Genomic DNA, 15,252 nt, shown 5'->3' with positions numbered 1-15,252 from the left:
CCCGACGGCCAGAGGGCCCCCGGCCTGCGAATACCCGGCGGGGTCGGCCGCCGCGGGGGCGCGAGCCCACCGGCCGAGCGCCCCGCCGGGGCGGTCGGCTCAGAGCCGGACCGGCTTCTCCAGCCGGACGTCGGCCGCGTCCAGCCAGGCGCGCAGCGGCCCGTCCTGGCCCTGCTCGACGGCCTGGGCGACCGGCCCGGCGAGATCGGTGCGCCGCACCCCGCCGAGCACCAGGACCGGGCCGTCCAGCCAGTCCAGGCCGGGGGTGGCGCCGGCGGTGTCGACGGCGGCGCAGCAGACCATCGCGGTGACGTGGTCGACCAGCAGGTCCCGGCCGGTGCGGACGGGTTCGAGCAGCGGGGCGGGGGCGGTGGTGCGGGCCAGCTGGGCGGTGAGCGCGGCGGCCAGCGGCTCGCCGTCCCCGTCGGCGAGCCGGACCAGCAGCCGGGTGAGCGTCGGGGCTCCCGGGCGGGCCTGCGGGGCGAGCCGGTCCAGGGCGGCCTGCAGTGCGGCGGCCCGGGCCCGCCAGCCCGCGTCGACCACCTCGGCCGGGTAGTCGGACCACTCCAGCTCCCGCCAGGAGCCGGAGGCCGGGCGCCCGAAGAACAGGTCGGCGGCGAGCAGCGAGACCGCCTGGTCCACCGCGCCGGGCTCCTCCAGCAGGTCGCAGGCCGGGCGGTCGCCGAGCCGGGTGCCGTAGCCGTCGGCCAGCCGGTCGCGCCGGGACAGCTCGGTGAGTGCGGCGACCACGCCGGCGTTCAGGTGCGTGGGGTGGCGGCCGAGCCGCCAGGCGGGCAGCGCGACCCGGGTGAGCAGCCGGTCCCAGCCCGCGTAGGCCAGGCCGACCTGCTCCTGGGCGGCGATCCGCAGCCCGTAGTCGACCGTGCGGGCCTGCTCGGAGGCCCAGCCGGCGACCGCCCGCTCCAGCTCGGCGGAGTGCGCGCGGCAGGCGCCGAGCAGCCGGCGGGTGATCCGGTCGACCAGCGCGGCCGGTCCCCGCCGGGGCGGCCGGTGCGCCGCGGGGGCGGGGGCGCCGCCCAGGCCCGGGACGGGGGCGGGCCCGGAGTCCAGGCTGGCGTCCAGACTGCGCAGGAACCGGCGGGCGGCGGCGATGTCCGGATCGACCGAGGCCGCCGTACCGGCCACCACCGGGGCGAGCAGGGCGCGCAGCTCCCCGGCCCGCATCCACCAGAGGAAGGGCGAGCCGATCACCAGCATCGGTGCGGCGGGCGCGCTCTCGGCCCGGTGGGCGAAGGGCCGGCCGGCCGCGCGGACCGGAGGGACGTCCTCCAGCCAGCTGTCGCAGTCGGGGGTGAGCGCGATGCGGGAGGGCGCGGGGACTTCGAGGCGGTCGGCCAGCTCGTCTATCAGCCGGTACAGCTCGGGGGCCTGGGCCCGGTCGAGCGGCACGGCCGGGGTCTGTGGCGGGACGGCCCGGCGGTAGGCCCGGGCGACCAGTGCGGCCACCAGCAGGGTGGCGGCGGCGACCGCGCAGACCACCCAGCGGACGGCGTCCCAGCCGGCGGCGTCCGGGGAGCCCGGTGCGCCGAGCCGACCGGTGAACCGGCCCGCCAGCAGGACCACCGCGGTGGCGGCGGGCAGTACGGCGGCGGCGAGGGCCAGACCTCGGACCCGCAGGACGGCGTGGGCATGAGCGCGCGCGGCGTCGACAACGGCCATACGGTGCGGCACCCCCTTCGGAGCCCTCGGGAGCCCGGCGACGGACCCCTGAGCCGACTCGAAACGATCAGTTCCGACCGGGAGACGGCGGCATCCGATCCCCGGCTAGTACATGCTGCGTGGCGCTACTGACAGTTCTGACGCCCGCGTACGGGTGGGTGTTCCGGATCTCCCCGGTTTCCACTCGTCCCGGTGACGGCGCCCGAATTCCGGACGACCCGCACCCGGCCCGTGCGAAGCGATCCCGGGCGTGTCGGCCCGGCGTGCCGGACGCCGTCCAGCATCCCCCCGCGTGACCGCCGCTACCCGGCGGGGACCACAGCGACACGGCCCGCGGCACTGCGATCCAGCGCACCATAAGGCCGAGTACCCGGCTACGTCAGCCGGATGCGGGCGCTATCACTCGATGGGGTTGATTCCGGCCGCCGAACGGTGTGGCGGCCCCATCGGCGGCTCCGGCCCCTCCCACCCCGGAAACGCCGGAGGGCGCTGCGTCCATGGGGGTTGTTTCCCGTGGAACACAGCGCCCTCGTCATCATCAGGCGCTCGGCTCGCCTCCGGGGCGCTCCGGCCCGGTGCCGACGCTCTTCGCTCCGGCGCTCCTTCGTCGCTGGTCGCTCGCCTCTTCAGGCGCTCGACTCGCCTCCGGGGCGCTAGCCCGCTCGCGAGGTGCTACTGCGCGGCCTTGAGCGCGATGTCGGTGCGGTGCTGGCCGCCCTTGAGGCCGATCCGACCGAGCGCGTCGTACGCGCGGCCGCGGGCCTCGGCCAGGTCGGTGCCGGTGGCGGTGACGGACAGGACCCGGCCGCCGGCGCTGAGCACCCGGCCGTCCTCGTCCGCGCGGGTGCCGGCGTGCAGCACGTAGGCGGTGCCGTCGGCGGCCTCGGCCTCGGCCAGGCCCTCGATCGGGTCGCCGGTGCGCGGCGCGGCCGGGTAGCCCTCGGAGGCGATCACCACGGTGACGGCGGCGCCGTCGTCCCAGCGCAGCGGCTCCAGCTGGTCCAGCGTGCCGGTGGCGGCGGCGTGCAGCACGCCGGCCAGCGGGGTGCGCAGCCGGGCCAGCACGACCTGGGTCTCCGGGTCGCCGAAGCGGGCGTTGAACTCGATCACCCTGGTCCCGCGCGAGGTCAGCGCCAGGCCGGCGTAGAGCAGGCCGGAGAACTCGGTGCCGCGGCGGCGCAGCTCGTCCACGGTCGGCTGCAGGACGGTCTCCAGGACCTCCTCGACCAGGCCCTCGGGGGCCCAGGGCAGCGGCGAGTACGCGCCCATGCCGCCGGTGTTGGGGCCCTCGTCGCCGTCCAGTGCGCGCTTGAAGTCCTGCGCGGGCTGGAGCGGGAGGACGGTGGTGCCGTCGGTGATCGCGAACAGCGATACCTCGGGGCCGTCCAGGTACTCCTCGATGACCACGCGCTCGCAGGACGCGGCGTGGGCGAGGGCCTCGGCGCGGTCGGAGGTGACCACCACGCCCTTGCCGGCGGCCAGGCCGTCGTCCTTGACCACGTAGGGCGCGCCGAAGGCGTCCAGCGCCTCGGCGGCCTCCTCGGGGGTGGTGCAGACGTAGGAGCGGGCGGTGGGCACACCGGCGCCGGCCATCACGTCCTTGGCGAAGGCCTTGGAGCCCTCCAGCTGGGCGGCCGCGCCGGACGGGCCGAAGACCGGGATGCCGGCCGCGCGCACGGCGTCAGAGACGCCCGCGACCAGCGGGGCCTCCGGGCCGACCACGACCAGGTCGGCGTCGAGCCGCCGGGCGAGCGCGGTGACCTGCGCGCCGTCCAGCTGGTCGACGGGGTGGACCGTCGCCACCTGCGCGATCCCGGCGTTACCCGGGGCGCAGTGCAGCTCGGTGACGGCGGAATCTTGGGACAGAGAGCGGCACAGGGCGTGTTCGCGGGCGCCGCCGCCGATGACGAGGACCTTCACGCTTGGCAAGGGTAGTCGGTGGCCTGATCGCGCCGCCCCCCGGTCCCGTCCGAACCTCCAGCCGACCGGCCCTCCACGGCCCGTGGACTGGAGGAACCTCCAAGCGGTGCCCCGGGTGATGCGCTCCGGGTATCCGGGTCAGGACGGCGGGTGACCGGGGCCTCCCTCGGACGGGTGAAATCTCGCCGACCCCCGCAACCCGCTCACCTCGGCATCCGGTGGCCGAATCCGATAACGATCATTGGCGAAGCGCCCCCATGGTCAGCCATTTGGCGGTAAGAAGTGCTGTTGGACAACCGCCGGCAGCCGCCGGTCCGCGCGGTCCCCGGGTGCCCACACTCACCCGGAGGCGTCGCGGGTCCGATGCGTCATCCGGTGTTTCACGGCCAGTCAGGCGGATGAAACGTCAGGGCGACGCCCTGTCAGACCCAGCAGTCCGCCCGCCACAGGGAGCCCCACAGGTGAGCCAGCCGGAAATGCAGCCCGAGGAGAGTGCCTGGGGCAAAGAGGTCGGCGAGGAGGACCAGCCCGCCGCCGCCATCGCGCGCCGGGCGTCCACCCGCCGCCGGACCGATCTGAGCGCCCGCCAGTTCCCGCTCGGGGACTGGGGCGAGCCGGCCGAGCGGCTGGAGGAGCTCTACCGCTGGTCCGAGGAGCGGGCGGTCGAGGCGATCGACTGGTACCGCAAGGACCGCGTCTGGAAGCGCCGCTGGGCGCGGCTGCTGAGATTCGGCTCGGCCGGGTTCGCGGTCGGCGGGGTCACCGCCCCGCTGGTGGACCTCACCGGCACGGTGGCGAACGCCTCCGGCTGGGGCTACGTCGCACTCATGATGTCCGCCGCCTGCTACGGCACGGACCGGGTGTTCGGCCTGACCTCCGGGTGGATGCGGGACGTCTCCACCGCCCAGGCACTGCAGCGCCGGCTGGAGGCCTTCCAGTTCGACTGGGCCTCGGAGTGCGTGCGCGAGGTGCTCGGCCCCACCGAGGGCACCGCGGGCGAGGCGGCCGAGCGCTGCCTGGGCGTGCTGCGGCGGTTCTGCGAGGACGTTTCGGACATGGTCCGCACCGAGACCTCGGAGTGGATGCTGGAGTTCCGGGCGGGCATGACCCAGCTGCCCACCCAGTCCTCCGGGAACTGGGGCGGGCGCAGCGAGGCGGGCGTGGGCGCCCAGGTGCGGATCCTGCCGCCGCCGGGCACCCGGCCCACCATGCCGCGTCAGCGCCCGCCGGAGGGGCCGCTGCGCTGAGCCGGCGGCCCGAGGGAGCGGTGGTCGTCGGGCTCAGGCGAAGACGATCATCGAACCCTGGGTGAGGCTGCGGGTCGCCGCCGCGTAGAGGCCGGACCAGGCGTGCCGCTCCCGGGCGAAGGGGTGCAGGTCGTCGATCGGCGGGCCGAACGGCTGCTCCAGGCCGGTCGGGCCGAGCGGCCTGGTCGGGTCCGGCGGGTTGAGCGGGTCGAGGCCCAGGGCCGGGGCGACCGCCTGCAGTTCGCGCAGCAGGCCGTGGGTGGAGCCCAGCGGGCCGCCGGAGGCGAGCAGCGCGTCGTCCACCAGCGGTACCGCGAACTCGATCGGCACATAGGCGCCGGCGTGGTCGAAGTGCCAGACCAGGTGGGACTGTTCCGCGCTGCTCTCGAACATCTCCAGCAGCTGCTCGTAGTCGCCGCCGAGCGCGTCCACCGGCGTGATGTCCAGGCCGGTGAGGCCCAGCAGATAGGCCCGGCGCAGGAAGTGCAGCGAGTCGTAGTCGAACGCGGCTATCGGCTCGACCGCCCCGCTTATCCCCGGGACGTACTGGTAGACCGGCACCTCGGGCAGGCCGTTCGCGGCCAACACGGCGTTGTAGAGCACGAGATCGTCCCGGAAGGGGTTCTCGGGGCTGTGGCTCAGCACGTCCACGAGCGGGACGAGCCAGAGGTCGCAGGCCATGAGCCGGCTCTTCCTCTCCGGGCGACGGGGGTCCGCCTGCAGGGGGCGGACGACGGGTGGACGGGTCGGTACCCGGACGGTCCGTACGAGGACCCTCCGGGACGACGACCGCCCACCCTACCGGCCCGGCGCGCGGTGCGGGTCTGGCGGGGAGCCGGGCTGGGAGGCGGGCCGGGAGACGCCCTGCGGGTCCGGCAGGCGGCGGCCGAACCTGCCGTACGGGACGGAGCGCGGCTGCGGCACCAGGCCGAGGCCCAGACCCAGCTCGCGGCCCAGCTCCCGGCCGAGTTCGCGGCCCTGGTCCCGGGTGCGGTCGGCCTGGTCGGACCGGTCGGATCCACCCGGACGGGCGCCGTCCGCCGGCCGGGGCGGTTCGGCCGGGCCGTGCGCCCTGCCGCTCTGCGCCGCCCCGCCGTACTCCGGGCCGCCCGGTGCCGTGCCGCCGGTCCCGCCCGTCTGGTCCTGCGGCGCCGGCCGGGCCACCGGGCCCGTCTCCAGCGGCCCGGTCAGCAGCAGCAGGACGCCCACCGAGTCCTCGGGCTGTCCGGCCAGCTCGGCCAGCAGCCGGACGGTGAAGAGGTTGTAGTCGCAGATGATCCGGTGCGCACCCGTCAGGTCCCGCGCCTCGATCGCCTCGACCAGCTCGACGTGCCGGTCCCAGCAGACCCCGGCCAGGACCGGCATCGTCCGCAGGTAGGGGGCGGCGAACATCCAGGACTGCACCCGCAGCCAGTCCAGGTAGTCGCCGATCCGGCGGTTGCCCAGCAGCCCGGCCACCTCCTGCCAGAACCGGCGGTCGCAGCCGACCATCACGTCCAGGTTCCCCGACCGGGCCGCCCGGACCGCCGCGTCCGCGCGGCGGCGCAGCGAGGGCAGCCGGTTGGCGTCCGTGGGCGCGCCCCGCACGGCCAGCTGGCGGAACGCGCTGTCGGTGAGCAGCACCCGCGACTCGAAGATCTCCAGGAAGTCGACCCAGTCGAACTCCGGCACCGTGAAACCGCGGTGGTGCTCGGCCCGGAGCAGGCCCTGGGCACCCAGGTCCACCAGCGCCTCGCGGGCCGGGGTCGCCGAGACCCCGTACAGCTCGGCGATCTCCTTGACGGTGAAGTTGCGGCCCGCCGCGATCCGGCCGGCCATCATCTCCTCGCGCAGCGCACCGGCGATCTGCTCGCGCAGGCTGTTGCGGTGGATCACGGGACGGGTGTCGCCGGCGCCGGTACCGGACATGCGCGCGACCTCCTCGGGCGGCCCGCCGACCGGCCCTGAACGGACCGGCGGAAGAAACGGTGTGAAACACGACGAACGCTCATCTTCTCAAATGTGTCGCGGTCGTGTTCAAGCACCCGGAAATCGCCGTGTCCCGACGCCGGACGGGAGCGTCCCCAGGGGCGACGGGCCCTCGGACGTCACCCCCGTACCGAGGTCACCCCCGTACCGAGGTCACTCACGTGCCGAGGTCACCGCTGCACGGGCGCCGGGATGCCCAGCAGCCGGTCGCGCAGCACCGGGAACTCCGCGCGGATCTTCGCCACCTCCGCCGGGTCGAACTCCACGGTGAGCACCTCCTCGCCGGCCCCGGCCTCGGCCAGCACCCGGCCCCAGGGGTCCACCACCAGACTGTGCCCGGCCTGCTCGACGCCGCTGTGGGTGCCCGCCGTGTTGCAGGCCAGCACGAACGCCTGCTCCTCCACCGCACGGGCCCGGTTCAGCAGCGTCCAGTGGTCGCGCCGCCGGGCCGGCCAGGCCGCCGGAACCACCAGCAGCTGCGCGCCCGCGTCCAGCAGGGCCCGGAACAGCTCCGGGAAGCGCAGGTCGTAGCAGGTGGCCAGGCCCAGCGTGCCGAAGTCGGTGGCGGCCGTGACGATCTCCTGTCCGGCGCCCATCACCACCGCCTCACCCTCGTCGAAGCCGAAGCGGTGGATCTTGCGGTAGGTGTGCACCAGCTCGCCGTCCGGGGCGAACAGCAGCGAGGTGTTGTAGATCGGACCGTCCGGGTCCCGTTCGACGATCGAACCGGCGTGCAGCCAGACCCCGGCCGCCTTCGCGGCGGCCGCCATCGCGTCGGAGGTCGGCCCGTCCAGGGTCTCGGCCTCGTCCGACCACCTGTCCTGAGCGAACCCGCCCACCGGCCACAGCTCGGGGAGGACCACCAGGTCGGCGCCCTGCTGCGCGCGGACCAGGGCGGCCGCCCGGGCCCGTCGCTCGGCGGCCGGCTCGGCATCGGAGACCGCGAGTTGGATCAATGAAGCGCGCACAGTACCACCGTCCACGGCAAGAGGCCTACGATCGTCACCCGAAAGCGCTGCCCTGGGCTCATCAGGCAGCGTAACGTGCGGTTAGCGTGTGCGCCCGGAAGGCCGGACTTTCCCCCGACCTCCCCGAACCGGGGCGTGCACGGCAAGGCAGCTGACGGAGGGCCGGAGATTCCCGTGACGGACAACCAGACCGTGCAGGCTTACACCGAGGCGTGGACGCAGTCCATCGAGTCCATATCCGGGCTGGTCGCCCCCCTGCCCACGGACGCCTGGAACCGGGCCACCGAGTGCCCCGGCTGGTCCGTCCGCGACGTCGTCTCGCACGTCATCGCCTTCGAGTCCGAGCTGCTCGGCGACCCCCGCCCGATCCACTCGCTGCCGCGCGACCTGCGGCACGTCACCAACGAGTTCGCCCGGTACGTCGAGCTGCCGGTCGACAAGCGCCGCTGCCACACCGCTCCGGAGATGACCGGCGAGCTGGAGTACACGATCATCCGCCGCTCCCGGGCACTGCGGAACGCCAAGCACGCCCCCACCGAGCCGGTCCGCTGGCCGGCCGGGCCGCACAGCCGCGAGGTGCCGTACCACGAGCTGCTGCGCAACCGGGTCTTCGACGTCTGGGTGCACGAGCAGGACCTCCGCCGGGCCCTCGGCGAGCCCGGCAACCTGGACTCCCCGGCCGCGCTGATCACCCGGGACGTCCTGCTGTCGGCGCTGCCCAAGGCCGTCGCGCACCAGGCCGGCGCCCCGGCCGGGACGGCCCTGGTGGTGGACGTCACCGGCCCGGTCGAGTTCCTGCGCACCGTCCGGGTCGACGCCTCGGGGCGCGGCACCGTCGACGAGTCCATCAGCCTCGCCCCCGACGTCCAGCTCACCATGGACTGGGAGACGTACGTCCGGCTCGCCTGCGGCCGCGGCCGCCCCGGCCCGGTCACCGTCGAGGGCGACCAGGAGCTGGCCGCCCGCGTCCTCGCCAACTTCTCCGTCACCCCGTAGCCCACCGGCTCACCCGCCCGGCGTACACGCACCACCGCACGCCGGGTGGCGCACCTCGTGCTTCCGTACGTCAGCTTGGCACCAGTACCCCACCCGTTCGGCCTCGTTGTTCCGGGCAGTCGTCACCCGGAAGAAGGAGGGGCGTCCAGATGGACGACGAACAGACGCAGATGGTCCTGGTGCGGTCGAGCTTCCCGGTCACGGGGCAGCCGATCAGGGTCGTGATGATCGACGGGGAGCCGTGGTTCGTCACGGCGGACGTGTGCCGAGTCCTGGGCCGCGGAAATCCGACCGATGCGGTGAAGGTCCTGGAGGCACACCACCATCGCACGGTGGATCTGCGGACCGTAACCCTTGTTCGGAACAAGGGTTACGGCGTTTTCCCAGATCAGAAAGCCTACCGGCGGGGAAATCCGCTGCTCGGGGTGGTGAGCGAGGCCGGGCTGTACGGACTGCTCATGAGGTCGGACAAGGCCGCCGCAAGGCCCTTCCAGGAGTGGGTCACCACCGACCTCCTCCCCTCCGTCCGTCGCGGGGACGCCGACATCCCCACCCAGCAGCGGCGGATGGCGCAGACGCTGGCCGAGGCGATCGGCCAGCAGGTCCAGATCATCGCGGAGCTCGACCACGGCGGCGGCCCGGGAGTGCACGTGCACTCCGACGGGACGGTGCACTGCCGGCACGGGGAGATGGTCTTCGCCGTGCCGAGCCGGGAGGACGACAGCGGTCCTCCGTTCGGCGGCTACTTCTCCTGCCCGATCGTCGAGCGGGTCGGCATCCGGGGCGGCAAGGCGATCCCGGGCTGCCCGAAGCTCAAGCTCGTGGACCTGGTCCGCCTGATGGCCGAAGCCCCGGTACCGACCCGGCTCGGCGACGGGCCGCTGCTCGTGGAGCTGCACGGCGCCCGGATCCACGGGACGGCGCGGCAGATCTCCGATCTGATGCGGGAGTACGGGCGCTGATCGAAGGGTGCCGGCCCTCAGGACTGCTGCGGGTCGGCGCCCTTCCCCGGGTCGGACCCTACGAACTCCCCCGGGTCGGAAACCCTACGAAGCCGCCGTCGACACCTTCCGGCGGAGCCGGAGGATCATCACCGTCCCCAGCGCCATCGGCACGTACAGCCAGCAGAACGCCCAGCGGTACGCCTCCGCCGAGTAGCCGCTGCCGCCGCCGGGGGTCAGGGCGTCGAGCAGGACGCCGATGCCGAAGAGGGTGATCATCGTGCCGATGAAGCCGCCCATGTTGGCGATCCCGGAGGCGGTGCCGAGCCGTTCGACCGGGTTGTGGGAGCGGGCGTAGTCGAGGCCGACCAGCGAGGCCGGGCCGTTGCTGCCCATCACCAGGATGATCCCGACCAGCAGCCAGAGCGGGGGGCGGCCGCCCGGCCAGGCCAGGGTGAGGGCCCAGCCCGCGGAGGTGACGGCGATGACGGTGAGCACGATCGGCATCCGCGCCCGGGCGGTCCGGCTGAGCAGCCGGCCGAAGAGCAGGCCGAAGGCCATGTTGCTGAAGACCAGCACGGTGAGCAGCCCGCCGGCCGCGGCCCGGGACACGCCCTGGGCCTCGACCAGGTACGGCAGGCCCCAGAGCAGGCCGAAGGCGTTGCCGGGGAACTGGGTGGTGAAGTGCACCCAGAGCCCGAGCCGGGTGCCGGGCTCGCGCCAGGAGTGCCGGATCTGCTGCCCGACGGCCGGTCGGGCCGCCGGGGCGGTCTCGGACGCCGGCGGGCCGGCCGGGGACTCCCGGAGGAACAGCGCGACCAGGGCGAAGACGGCGACGCCGAGCAGCGCGATGGCGGTGAAGGTGGGCGTCCAGCCCTCGTGGTGCAGGGCCTGGGCGAGGACGACCGTGGTGACCAGGTTGCCGCCCATCCCGGCCAGCCCGGTCAGCTGGGCGACCAGCGGGTTCTTCGCGGCCGGGAACCAGCGGGCGGCGATCCGCAGCACGCTGATGAAGGTCATCGCGTCGCCGCAGCCCAGTACCGCCCGGGAGGCGAGCGCCGGGGCGAAGGAGGCGCAGAAGGCGAAGGCCAGCTGTCCCAGGCTCAGCAGCACCACGCCCAGCAGCAGCACCCGGCGCGGGCCGAACCGGTCGACCAGCAGGCCGACGGGTATCTGCATGGCCGCGTAGACCAGCACCTGGAGGATGGAGAAGGTGGACAGCGCGGAGGCGCCGATGGTGAAGCGCTCGGCGGCGTCCAGCCCCGCCACGCCCAGGCTGGTGCGGTGGATGACCGCGAGGACGTAGACGCTGACGCCGACCGACCAGGCCAGCCAGGCGGCCCGGCCGCCGGGCGGGGAGTGCGGGGCGGGCGCCGGGGCCGCCGCCGGGTCCAGTACCGCGATCGCCGCCGGGGTCCCCGCCGGGGACGGACCGGCGCCGAGCCGGGGACCGGGGGCGGTGATCGGGCGGGCGGCGGCGGGGTCCACGGTCATAGTGGACCCAGATTAGTCATCCCATCATTCGACGCCGGAACGGGGGCGGCCGCTTCCCGCCCCGGGGATCGGACACGAACGGCCTCACCCCCGTAGCGTCCAGGAGACCGATCTGGTCATGTAGCGGTCCCGGAAGGCCTCGTCCCGCACCCAGTCGGTGGTGTCCCGGACGGTGGCGGTGACCGTGGCGCTCTCGCCGGGCGGCAGGTTCAGCTGGGCGGTGTCCAGCCAGCTGCGGTCCGGCGCCTGCGGTTCGACCGGGAGGCCGTCGACCCTCCACTCCACCCGCAGTTGCCGGGCCCCGGCCAGCGGCAGCGGGCGGACCTCCAACCGGGGGCGCCCGACGACCTCGCCGGGGGCCGGCACCGGGGCGTCGGTCGGCCGGATCCGGCGGTAGATCTCCTCGATGATCGCCTCCCGCGAGGGCAGGTTGTACGCCCCGCCGAGGGTGCGCATCACCGAGTCCGGGGTGGGCCGGTAGATGCCGTTGGCACTGCGGTACGCCCCGACCGTCCCGGCGCCGTCCGGGGACTCCGCTCCCAGCCAGCGCCACCACTTGGTCTGCTTGCGGCGCATGTCCTCGGCGCTCTCGGTGGAGAGGTTGGGGTAGTCGGCGTCGTCCGGCGCGCTGTCGTACTCGTCGCCGAGGTCGCCCACGGTGTGCCCTATCTCGTGCTGGATGATCCGGCCGGCATCGGGGCTGCCGCCGGCCAGGGTGGTCACCCCGGTGCCGCCGGCGCCCCCGTACTCGCCGGAGTTGGCCAGTGCGATCAGGTACTGCGGCCCCTCGCCGTCGCCGGCGTAGCGCGCGGTGGCGGACTCGTCGGCGCAGAGCAGCCGGGCGGTGCCCTCGCACCAGAAGTGCATGCCGAGCGGGGTGCCGGGGTTGCGGCCCCGGCTCTCGGTCTCGGCGATGCCGGAGACCGCGGAGACCACCTCGACCCTCCTTATGTTGAAGAACCCCTGGTAGCTGCGGAAGGGCTCGATCTCCATCAGGGAGCGCCAGGCCCGGTCGGCCTGCTGGCGGAACAGCTCCTGCTCCTCGGAGGTGTAGCCGTCGCCGAGCAGCACCAGCGTGATCCGGTTGGCCGGATCCCCGGTGCGCCTTATGTCGACGGTCGGGGCGGTGCCGGCGGCCCGGAGGTCGGCCCGCTGCGCGGTGTGCGGCGGCACCGCCCGGTCGGCCGGGGCCCCGGGGCCGATCACCCCGAACGGGGAGGGACCGGCCAGCTCCAGGGCGGCCGGCAGTACGGCGGTGGACACCAGCACGAGCGCGGCCAGACTCCGGACGAGACGGCCAGGGTTGCCAGGCGGCATACGGGTGCGTCCTCGGGGATCCGGTCACCCGGCGTCGCCCGGGTGGTGGACGCGAAGACGTACCCGCGGCGGTGGCCCTCCCCCACGCACCGGCGAAAAAGTCACCGACCTGGCCGAACGACCCGAATCACCCCGGTCATACCTATGAGTCCGATCAGGTGGCTGCCGTCGACCGGCCGTGACCTCAGGCGGCCGCGCCCGACCGCGCGTGCAGCGCCAGATGGGTGCCGAGGCCGAGCAGCAGGCCCCAGAAGGCCGAGCCGATCCCGCACAGGCTCATCCCGGAGGCGGTGGCCAGGAAGGTCACCACCGCCGCGTCCCGGCCGCGCTCCTCGGCCACCGCGGCGGCCAGGCTGCCCTGCAGCGAGGCCAGCAGGGCGACCCCGGCGATCACCGCGATCAGCTCCTTCGGCAGGCCGGTGAACAGGCTGACCAGCAGCCCGCTGAAGCTGCCCACCACCAGGTAGAACGCGCCTGCCGACATCCCGGCCACATAGCGTCGGCGCGGATCGGGGTGGCTCTCCGGCCCGGCGCAGATCGCGGCGGTGATCGCGGCCAGGTTGACGCCCGGCGAACCGAACGGCGCCAGCAGGACGGACAGCCCGCCGGTGGCCCCGATCACCAGCCGGTCGTCCGGCCGGTAGCCGAAGGCCCGCATGACGCCGAGGCCGGGGGCGTTCTGCGAGGCCAGCGCCACGATGGTGAGCGGCAGCGCCAGGCCGACCATGGCGGGCCAGGAGAAGGCGGGCACGGTGAGCACCGGCCGGGTGGGGCCGCCGGAGCCGAGGTGCAGCGGGAGTCCGGTGGTGGCGGCCGCCAGGACCGCGCCGACCAGCAGCGCGGCCGGGACGGCGTAGCGCGGCGCGAACCGCTTGGCCAGCAGGAAGGCCGCGAAGCTGCCGAGCACCAGCCCGGGTGCGCCGTGCACGGCACCGAAGATCCCGGCGCCGAAGGAGAAGAGGATCCCGGCCAGCATCGCGTTGACGATCCCGGCCGGGATCGCCGCGATCAGCCGGCCGAACAGGCCGGTGACGCCGAACAGCGCCACCAGCACCCCGCACACCAGGAAGGCGCCGACCGCCTCCCGGTACGGGTACGCGCCGAGGCTGGTCACCAGCAGCGCGGCCCCCGGGGTGGACCAGGCGGCGATCACCGGGGTGCGGGTCCACCAGCTGAGCAGCAGACAGGTCAACCCGCTGCCGATGGACACCGCCCAGATCCAGGACGCGGTGTGCGCCTGGTCCAGCCGCCCGGCGGAGGCCGCCGCGAGCACCACCACCAGCGGCCCGGAGAACCCGACCACGATGCACACCAGCCCGGCCAGCAGTGCCGGGAGAGAGGCGTCCCGCCGCAGCGAACGGCGCTCGTCCGGTCCGGTCCGACCGTCCACCGGACGGGTTATCAGCTCCTCTGTCATGCCCGGAAGTATCCCGGAGGCGCCTGCTCCACGGGCCGTTCGAAAGATTCCGAAAAAACTTTTGAACCCACCTGCAACCCCCGGCGGGGATGCACGTCTTTACGGATGAAGGCACGGAGAGCGAGACCGGCAAGGCCGGGGGGCGCTACCGCTCAGCAGGAGCAACGCCGGCCGTCTTCAAATCCACGTCAGAACATGCTCTGGGGAGTCACGTCATGCGCACGTCCGTTATCACCGCTTTTGCGAAGAACGCCCGCTCGCTCTCCGGCCGCCGCCGCCTCGCCGTCGTCGCCGCCACCGCCGTCCTCGCCGGCGGTGTGCAGCTGATGGCCGCCGACTCCTCCTGGGCCTGCGGCGACATGCGACTGGGCGGCCCGCACGCGGCGATGGACGACAAGAGCGTCACCGAGATCGCCCCGGACGCCGCCTTCACCTCCAACAAGTCCACCGTCACCGCCGACGGCAGCTGGAACGAGGTCAGCGTCAAGGTCACCAACAAGACCGGCATCGACGCCCACGGCATGCTCCCCACCTTCGCCATCCACACCCCCGGCGACGGCGCCTCGCTGCGCTCCCAGGACGTCCGCATCCAGGTCCAGGAGAACGGCGCCTGGAAGGCCGTGCCCTCGGTGGCCGGCTGCTACCACACCGTCGACGCCGGCTACGAGCAGCGCCAGCGCCTCGACAACGGCAGCTCGATGACCATCAAGTTCCGCTACTCGATCGCCGCCACCAGCCCCAAGGGCGTCAACACCGTGGAGCTCGTCACCGACACCTGGCGGGCCGGCGCCATGGGCAACGGCGCCACCGACCTCAAGACCGTCAAGGTCCTCCGCACCCAGGACACCGCCGGCACCAACGCCAAGCCCACCACCACGGCCAAGCCCAGCACCCCGGCCAAGCCCGCCGCCCCCAAGGCCGCCGAGACCGCGAAGCCCGCCGCCCCGAAGCCCGTCACCCCCGTCGAGGCCAAGACCACCGCCGCGCCCGCCCCCAAGGCCGAGACCCCGAAGGCCACCCCGAGCGCCGCCCCGGCCACCACCGCCCCGGCCGGCACCCCCGAGCTCGCCCAGACCGGCGCGCACACCCCCAACGGCCTCCTCGCCGCCACCGCCGCCGCCCTGCTCGCGCTCGGCGCCGGCGCCCTGATCGCCGTCCGCCGGATGCGTGGCCAGCGCTGACCGGGGCACCCGAAGCAGCGGGGCCGTACCTCCACACGCCGGTGTGTGAGGTACGGCCCCGCTTTTGCGTCCTGCTGTGCGCGTCCTGCGCTGTGTTTCCTGCGCTGTGTTTCCTGCGGTGGG

12 protein-coding genes are annotated in these 15,252 nt (G+C 74.2%); 4 read left to right on the top strand and 8 right to left on the bottom strand.

Annotation, left to right across the window (positions count from 1 at the left end):
• Window positions 1-99: 99 nt before the first annotated feature.
• Together ACIGZJ_RS09010 and purD are read right to left on the bottom strand one after the other, a co-directional pair.
• Window positions 100-1,680 carry a hypothetical protein gene (locus tag ACIGZJ_RS09010; RefSeq protein WP_396456604.1) on the bottom strand — a complete coding sequence of 527 codons (1,581 nt, stop codon included), beginning with the start codon at window positions 1,678-1,680 and terminating at the stop codon, window positions 100-102.
• Between the two features lie 672 nt (window positions 1,681-2,352).
• Entirely contained in the window at window positions 2,353-3,600 is a 1,248-nt protein-coding gene (purD, locus tag ACIGZJ_RS09005; protein WP_396456603.1) for a phosphoribosylamine--glycine ligase, read from the bottom strand.
• A gap of 461 nt (window positions 3,601-4,061) precedes the next feature.
• Here purD and ACIGZJ_RS09000 point away from each other — a divergent pair, with 461 nt between their 5' ends.
• Window positions 4,062-4,847, top strand: coding sequence for an SLATT domain-containing protein (locus ACIGZJ_RS09000; RefSeq protein WP_396456602.1), 786 nt, complete (start codon window positions 4,062-4,064; stop codon window positions 4,845-4,847).
• A gap of 33 nt (window positions 4,848-4,880) precedes the next feature.
• Here ACIGZJ_RS09000 and ACIGZJ_RS08995 read toward each other — a convergent pair whose 3' ends face one another.
• The 3 genes from ACIGZJ_RS08995 to ACIGZJ_RS08985 form a co-directional block, all read right to left on the bottom strand.
• Complete coding sequence (locus ACIGZJ_RS08995) at window positions 4,881-5,528, bottom strand: hypothetical protein (RefSeq protein ID WP_387947687.1); 648 nt, start codon at window positions 5,526-5,528, stop codon at window positions 4,881-4,883.
• 117 nt (window positions 5,529-5,645) lie between these two features.
• Complete coding sequence (locus ACIGZJ_RS08990; protein ID WP_396456601.1) at window positions 5,646-6,755, bottom strand: GntR family transcriptional regulator; 1,110 nt, start codon at window positions 6,753-6,755, stop codon at window positions 5,646-5,648.
• Window positions 6,756-6,985: 230 nt separating this feature from the next.
• Window positions 6,986-7,783 carry a carbon-nitrogen family hydrolase gene (locus tag ACIGZJ_RS08985; RefSeq protein WP_396456600.1) on the bottom strand — a complete coding sequence of 266 codons (798 nt, stop codon included), beginning with the start codon at window positions 7,781-7,783 and terminating at the stop codon, window positions 6,986-6,988.
• A gap of 174 nt (window positions 7,784-7,957) precedes the next feature.
• Between ACIGZJ_RS08985 and ACIGZJ_RS08980 the strand changes: the two genes are divergently transcribed.
• Window positions 7,958-8,779: a maleylpyruvate isomerase family mycothiol-dependent enzyme gene (locus ACIGZJ_RS08980; protein WP_396456599.1), complete on the top strand. Its 822-nt coding sequence runs from the start codon at window positions 7,958-7,960 to the stop codon at window positions 8,777-8,779.
• A 149-nt stretch (window positions 8,780-8,928) separates the two neighbouring features.
• A complete protein-coding gene (locus ACIGZJ_RS08975; protein ID WP_396456598.1) occupies window positions 8,929-9,741 on the top strand; it encodes a Bro-N domain-containing protein in 813 nt (270 codons plus the stop codon).
• Window positions 9,742-9,825: 84 nt separating this feature from the next.
• Here the strand turns inward: ACIGZJ_RS08975 and ACIGZJ_RS08970 are convergent, their stop codons facing one another.
• The 3 genes from ACIGZJ_RS08970 to ACIGZJ_RS08960 all read right to left on the bottom strand — a co-directional run bounded on the left by ACIGZJ_RS08970 (window position 9,826) and on the right by ACIGZJ_RS08960 (window position 13,948).
• The gene (locus ACIGZJ_RS08970; protein ID WP_396456597.1) at window positions 9,826-11,214 is read right to left on the bottom strand and encodes a nitrate/nitrite transporter; all 1,389 of its coding nucleotides are present in this window, start codon (window positions 11,212-11,214) and stop codon (window positions 9,826-9,828) included.
• 84 nt (window positions 11,215-11,298) lie between these two features.
• A complete protein-coding gene (locus tag ACIGZJ_RS08965) occupies window positions 11,299-12,477 on the bottom strand; it encodes a M64 family metallopeptidase (RefSeq protein ID WP_396456596.1) in 1,179 nt (392 codons plus the stop codon).
• Window positions 12,478-12,715: 238 nt separating this feature from the next.
• Window positions 12,716-13,948, bottom strand: coding sequence for a benzoate/H(+) symporter BenE family transporter (locus ACIGZJ_RS08960; RefSeq protein WP_396456595.1), 1,233 nt, complete (start codon window positions 13,946-13,948; stop codon window positions 12,716-12,718).
• 215 nt (window positions 13,949-14,163) lie between these two features.
• Between ACIGZJ_RS08960 and ACIGZJ_RS08955 the strand changes: the two genes are divergently transcribed.
• Window positions 14,164-15,129 carry a hypothetical protein gene (locus ACIGZJ_RS08955; RefSeq protein WP_396456594.1) on the top strand — a complete coding sequence of 322 codons (966 nt, stop codon included), beginning with the start codon at window positions 14,164-14,166 and terminating at the stop codon, window positions 15,127-15,129.
• Window positions 15,130-15,252 lie beyond the last annotated feature (123 nt).

The organism is Kitasatospora sp. NPDC052868 (assembly GCF_044547105.1).
Classification (GTDB): domain Bacteria; phylum Actinomycetota; class Actinomycetes; order Streptomycetales; family Streptomycetaceae; genus Kitasatospora.
This window is presented reverse-complemented; position numbering and strand designations above follow the sequence as displayed.

What these genes read in the sequence shown, in the direction of transcription:
- ACIGZJ_RS09010 (WP_396456604.1), bottom strand. Translation starts at nt 1,680, where the DNA reads ATGGCCGTTGTCGACGCCGCGCGCGCTCATGCCCACGCCGTCCTGCGG.
- ACIGZJ_RS08995 (WP_387947687.1), bottom strand. Translation starts at nt 5,528, where the DNA reads ATGGCCTGCGACCTCTGGCTCGTCCCGCTCGTGGACGTGCTGAGCCAC.
- ACIGZJ_RS08990 (WP_396456601.1), bottom strand. Translation starts at nt 6,755, where the DNA reads ATGTCCGGTACCGGCGCCGGCGACACCCGTCCCGTGATCCACCGCAAC.
- ACIGZJ_RS08975 (WP_396456598.1), top strand. Translation starts at nt 8,929, where the DNA reads ATGGACGACGAACAGACGCAGATGGTCCTGGTGCGGTCGAGCTTCCCG.
- ACIGZJ_RS08970 (WP_396456597.1), bottom strand. Translation starts at nt 11,214, where the DNA reads ATGACCGTGGACCCCGCCGCCGCCCGCCCGATCACCGCCCCCGGTCCC.
- ACIGZJ_RS08960 (WP_396456595.1), bottom strand. Translation starts at nt 13,948, where the DNA reads ATGACAGAGGAGCTGATAACCCGTCCGGTGGACGGTCGGACCGGACCG.
- ACIGZJ_RS08955 (WP_396456594.1), top strand. Translation starts at nt 14,164, where the DNA reads ATGCGCACGTCCGTTATCACCGCTTTTGCGAAGAACGCCCGCTCGCTC.